The sequence below is a fragment of the Streptococcus mitis bv. 2 str. SK95 genome (assembly GCF_000222705.1).
Taxonomy (GTDB): Bacteria; Bacillota; Bacilli; order Lactobacillales; family Streptococcaceae; genus Streptococcus; species Streptococcus mitis_AY.
In genome coordinates this window covers 1-4,779 of the sequence record NZ_AFUB01000044.1, presented here as the reverse complement: position 1 = coordinate 4,779, position 4,779 = coordinate 1, and the positions used below count along the sequence as shown (strand labels likewise).

The following is a 4,779-nucleotide window of genomic DNA, read 5'->3' as shown; positions in this document are numbered from 1 at the left end:
GGAGAGGTTGATAGAGACGGCTTCCTGCTTCTGAGCCTGCGGGATATCCGCCATCCCAAGCAGGAAGGAAAGGGATTTCTCTTCTTCCCAAGCAACCGCTGGCTGCACTGCTTCCAGCTCCTCTAGCGCAATGCGCTCTTTGAGCGGAGGCAACCATGGCTGGGGTACTGGAGGAATTTCTTGTTCCTGACACAGATCTTGGATATGGTGCACAATCGCATCCTCCACAAGTAGTGGACAGTTTACCTTTTCTCATTATACCAGAATAGTTAATCAATTAGTAAAAAGTATAGAAAAGCACCTGAGTTATTTTCAGGTGCTTCATCTAGAGTCATAATCAGCAAGTCCAATTATACATCAATAAATTAGGAGTGGTACCTATAAACCTTTATCACTTTTTAGACTTCTTCATATGTTCCTTGTACATTTTAGATTTCTTCCCGTACCATTCTTCAATGGTATAGCCATATTCTTCACGGTATTTCTCCTGATTTTTATTAACTGTATTCAAGTTCTCTAGTGTTACTAAATTGGACTTGAAAAATGATACCAGAAAAAGGCCTAAGAAAATAGGTGACACCGGCAATAAAGCAAGCAATAAATGTGCCAGAAGGTTATTAAGACCATGGGTAAAGAGATTGATTCCAGACATTAATAGCCATAAAAACAAAATAACATTCAAAAACTTTTTATAATATTCTGAGGAGAAATAATCCTTGCTAGCGCGCTGCTTTGTAACGAGAATATAAATAAGGTAAATCAGTGATAAGACAAAACCAATCCAGTAGACGATACGAACTACTACTAGAGGAATTAAATACAAGATGGCTATAAACCAACTATAATAAAAAATCACAAGCACAAATAATTGAAAAATCTGAGTCATTAAATAAGCTTTAATGCGATTTCTTTTAGAATTAATATAAAAATAAGTAAAATGACAACAACAAAACAAGAATAGAAAGACAAAGAAACTATTTGGGGGAATCAGGCTATTTTCTACTGATGTCAACTGTGTAACTAATTCATGTCCATTTTTACTAGCCAATCGAAGTATCCCCATAGGAAAATAGGTGCCCCAAATAATCAAAAACGAATATAGTGGTAGCCCAAAAATCGCCTTTACTATATTTAATTTTCGAGTTGTCTCAAGTGCATCATTAATGTCTTTTTGTATCTTATCCATTTATTTTCTCCTATTATCCAAACAAGGATGAGGCCGCCTTCAGACCACCATTGAAAAAATCAGAAACATTCTTGCCCACACTTTTGACAGTCTCAAAGCCCTGGTGGAGTCCTTTTCCGATAGACTCTACTCCTGATTCTATCATGTCCACAGCACCATAAGCTAAATTTTTAGCTCCGTCATACAAAGCCTTTTTCTCCTCAGGGAAGAATATAGAGCCTGCAAGATTAAATGTACCTACTGCAAGACCAACGAGAGCTCCACCTACTGGATTTCCTCCTAGCCCTCCTGCCTTAGCTCCAAGCCACATACCATCTAAAGGACCAACGTTAGATATGGTATCAATGGTACCACCGATTGCAGACTTCCCGATTTTCCCTACAGCTGTCTTCGAATCGGTCTTGGAATTGTTGTAGTTCTTATAGATATTGACTCCCTCTTCTACGGCCAATACACCCCAAGCTAGAGTTTCTCCCCCGATCTTTAACTTATCACTTTTTATAAAATCCTTTGCTACATTCCCTATCCCCGTTGCATGCTCTCCCATTAGAAAAGATGCTGCTGTTTTGACGTGTTTCAGTCCCTTTGTAAAAGGCGCTAAAACCTTACTGAACTTACTAGCCCATTTACTGCTTTTTAGTGCATAGGGCAGATCCATCATAAAGGTTAATACTTTTTCCACCAATGGAGAGCTTTGAAGGGCCTGACCTATTTCTTTACTATATAAGAGTGTTTCAAATGATATTCCCTTACCACTTCCTGTATATAAAGTTTCCAGTAATTTCAAAGCATCTTCAACACCTTTGATTCTGTCTGCCGCAGCTTTCGACCATTTTCCAAGATCATTGACATCTATCCCAAGGAGCTTAGCGATTGCTTCTTTTTCACCTATTCCTGTTAAACTGGATATAAAAGCAACAAAGCTCTCTCTGATTTTTATTACCTCTACTTGTGAACTAATATTTCGGTCAATTCCAGAAATTGCTGATGCGACCGTTTGAGAGTCTGCTCCTTTTGAAACATCCGAAAACTTGGCGCTATACTGTTTATCTAGACTCACCACTCCATTTAGAGGATTACTATCGCCCTCTGTAGACATCTTCGTTAGTTGGGTTTCATACTCTTTTAGAGTTTCTAATTTGCTCTTAGCGCTCGTATAAGAGGCAAAGCCTTCTACAACACTAATATCTCGATTATCTAGTGTACTAATATTCGTACTAACCTTACTTAAAAAATTATTTTCAACATCAGTAATCAAATCCGAGACTTTATCCTTAAGCTCACTTGATTTACTGTAATATTCACTCATTGGAATCGTAAATACTCCATCTACCATGCTGAAATTCCTCCTTTAGGCTCACCCACTGTCTTCTTCGAATCTTCATCTGCTTTTTTGATAATCTCTTCTACTTGTTTCGCATTTTCCTTAGTCGTATGCCAATTAGTCTTTGCTTTCGTTAATTTTGAAGTTAAATCATCAATCGCAGTTTCCAAAGCGGTAGCTGCTTCACCCTTAAGATTTGAACTAACGGATGTTTTAACATTTTCCAATTCTGTAATCAAGTTATCAAACCCATCTCCGATTTTTTGCAGCTCCTCTTGAAACTGTTTATGTTGACCAGAATCGTATTTTATTTCTCCCATAATCCATTCTCCTCACTTAAAATGAAACAGAAGATTCTGCAGATGAGATCTCTTCCGCAAAACTTTTTGCACTTTCAGACAATACAATGCATTCTGCCGCTAACACCTTTTGGTTTTTTAATTCCGAATCTACTTTATTAAATAATTTGGTATATCCATCCCCCAACAAATCACTTTGAAATAAACTAAATTGGGCAGTAGAAGTTGTCACACTTTCTGTATAATTGTCAACCATTTGTATCAATTTCTCAACTGACGATACAAATGTTTCCTTGTCCATCTTGATAGTAGCCATGTTGCCTCCTAATAAATCATGCTCAATAGATAATCACGTACACTCGAATCCAAATCCGCTTGACTAATAGAATAATAGATAAGATTCTTATTGTTTGTCGAATCTTCTGAATCGTACACCATACCCAATCTCCAACGATTCAAGGAAACCTCCATATCAAATATCGCTTGAATTTGGGATATTCTACCATCTATCTCACTTAGAAAGCTTGCTTTTTTGGCAGAAATATCCGCACAGTCTGTTTTAATTATTTGAACATAATCATCAAACTTTAAGCAAGCATTTCCTTCCCATCCAGAAATCTCTGAAGAAATACCTGATACACTATCTGTCGTATCCCCTCCCGTTATTGCAGCTTTAAAAACTTTTAAAGCTGCAATTCGTTCCTTATAATTCATCTGTGACCACCTCCATCAGAGTTTTGGTTAATCTATTTTCTTTTTAGGGATTGAAAGAGATTTCTCCCAATTCTGATAAATTTCTATAAAGCGTTCTTCCTCTTCATCCACAAAACCTTTGAAAACAACTCGATCAATATTTTCTTGATTAAAGAATATTGTATTATTTGGATTGATGCCACTTGGATAAAGGCACCCCATATAATCGACAAACATTTCAGAGTTTGTCTCTTGATCCTGGTAAACGACCCCACGACCGATAATCATGAGTTTTTCTGTTCCCTCTTTTAAATATACTACTGTTCCTAATGGATATAGTTTTTCCGACATAGTTTATTCCTCGATTTCTTGTTTGATTAATTTTACTTTTTGGGCTCTTCCTTTATCATAGATATAGGCTTGATCCCATTCTAATTTTTCCTCTCGACTATTTGAATTGTGTTCAATAATCGTTTGATCATATAAGCGCATCGCAATAACTGCTGTGGTAATATTTTCCTTAATACCTTTAATCACGGGATGTACTTTAAAGAATACTGATTTTGAACCTGCAGTAATAAAGTGCAAACCGTATTTATAAGCGTTAATATATAATTGATAAAAATCATCTTCAGATATAGAGACTTTCTCAACAAAAGAAGCCAAGTCCGGTATAACAATGAAGGTTTGAACATCTTTTGGAGTGTTTTTCCTATTTCTTATCTCCCTATCAAGATTGCTAAATAGATCTATGATATCTTCTCCTGAAATATATGCATTTGCCTTTTCCTTTAAGAATGAATACTCTTCGTTGGAATCTACTAACAATACATGACCATTATCCAGACAGTGATTAATTACACTAATTAGATGGCAAATTGCACACTGAAGAGATTGCTTACTTTCTGATAAGACTACAATATTCTTTAATGTAGATAGATTGATTGGGATGCTCTCAGCTTCCTCGCAACTAATCGCAATCGGCAACTCCCGATTCTGAATCACTTCTTGAGTCGTAGGCAGATTGAGAAATACATCCATAGTCAACTCCTCTGGTACCATCGGGATGGCACTTGGGCGCTGACCTGTCCAAGCTTCTTGGAGAGAAGCGACTTTCTGGCGCAGGTTGTTGAGGACTTGGGTGTCATTGGCTCCTGAGACGGGCAGAGCCAGCTGGATGACATCTACCTCTTCACGTTTCATGAGTGCACGGCCCTTGATGTCTTCCATGGTCATGGCAAGGGGTGTAGAGCCCACAATCGTCCGCACTTCACTCG

The 4,779-nt window shown here is 37.5% G+C and carries 6 protein-coding genes and 2 pseudogenes; all 8 read right to left on the bottom strand.

Annotated elements, in window-relative coordinates; genetic code table 11:
• Positions 1-222, bottom strand: a pseudogene (locus tag HMPREF9965_RS09335) (cell division protein FtsK); the annotation flags it as partial.
• A gap of 169 nt (positions 223-391) precedes the next feature.
• The gene (locus tag HMPREF9965_RS09330) at positions 392-1,186 is read right to left on the bottom strand and encodes a hypothetical protein (RefSeq protein WP_000357945.1); all 795 of its coding nucleotides are present in this window, start codon (positions 1,184-1,186) and stop codon (positions 392-394) included.
• 13 nt (positions 1,187-1,199) lie between these two features.
• Positions 1,200-2,522 (bottom strand): hypothetical protein, encoded by a 1,323-nt coding sequence (locus HMPREF9965_RS09325; RefSeq protein ID WP_004243829.1) that lies wholly within the window; start codon positions 2,520-2,522, stop codon positions 1,200-1,202.
• On the bottom strand, positions 2,516-2,830 hold the full coding sequence (locus HMPREF9965_RS09320; RefSeq protein ID WP_000503900.1) for a hypothetical protein: 315 nt from the start codon (positions 2,828-2,830) through the stop codon (positions 2,516-2,518). Before HMPREF9965_RS09320 ends, HMPREF9965_RS09325 begins: the two co-directional genes overlap by 7 nt.
• Positions 2,831-2,846: 16 nt before the next feature.
• Entirely contained in the window at positions 2,847-3,125 is a 279-nt protein-coding gene (locus HMPREF9965_RS09315; protein ID WP_000201153.1) for a hypothetical protein, read from the bottom strand.
• Positions 3,126-3,133: 8 nt separating this feature from the next.
• Positions 3,134-3,523, bottom strand: coding sequence for a hypothetical protein (locus HMPREF9965_RS09310; protein WP_001106894.1), 390 nt, complete (start codon positions 3,521-3,523; stop codon positions 3,134-3,136).
• A 27-nt stretch (positions 3,524-3,550) separates the two neighbouring features.
• Positions 3,551-3,853 (bottom strand): DUF4176 domain-containing protein, encoded by a 303-nt coding sequence (locus HMPREF9965_RS09305; RefSeq protein ID WP_001291318.1) that lies wholly within the window; start codon positions 3,851-3,853, stop codon positions 3,551-3,553.
• A gap of 3 nt (positions 3,854-3,856) precedes the next feature.
• Positions 3,857-4,779 (bottom strand): annotated as a pseudogene (locus HMPREF9965_RS13205) (type VII secretion protein EssC); the annotation flags it as partial.

Coding starts and splice junctions, on each gene's coding strand:
- HMPREF9965_RS09310 (WP_001106894.1), bottom strand. CDS start 3,523: ATGAATTATAAGGAACGAATTGCAGCTTTAAAAGTTTTTAAAGCTGCA.
- HMPREF9965_RS09320 (WP_000503900.1), bottom strand. CDS start 2,830: ATGGGAGAAATAAAATACGATTCTGGTCAACATAAACAGTTTCAAGAG.
- HMPREF9965_RS09325 (WP_004243829.1), bottom strand. CDS start 2,522: ATGGTAGATGGAGTATTTACGATTCCAATGAGTGAATATTACAGTAAA.
- HMPREF9965_RS09330 (WP_000357945.1), bottom strand. CDS start 1,186: ATGGATAAGATACAAAAAGACATTAATGATGCACTTGAGACAACTCGA.
- HMPREF9965_RS09315 (WP_000201153.1), bottom strand. CDS start 3,125: ATGGCTACTATCAAGATGGACAAGGAAACATTTGTATCGTCAGTTGAG.
- HMPREF9965_RS09305 (WP_001291318.1), bottom strand. CDS start 3,853: ATGTCGGAAAAACTATATCCATTAGGAACAGTAGTATATTTAAAAGAG.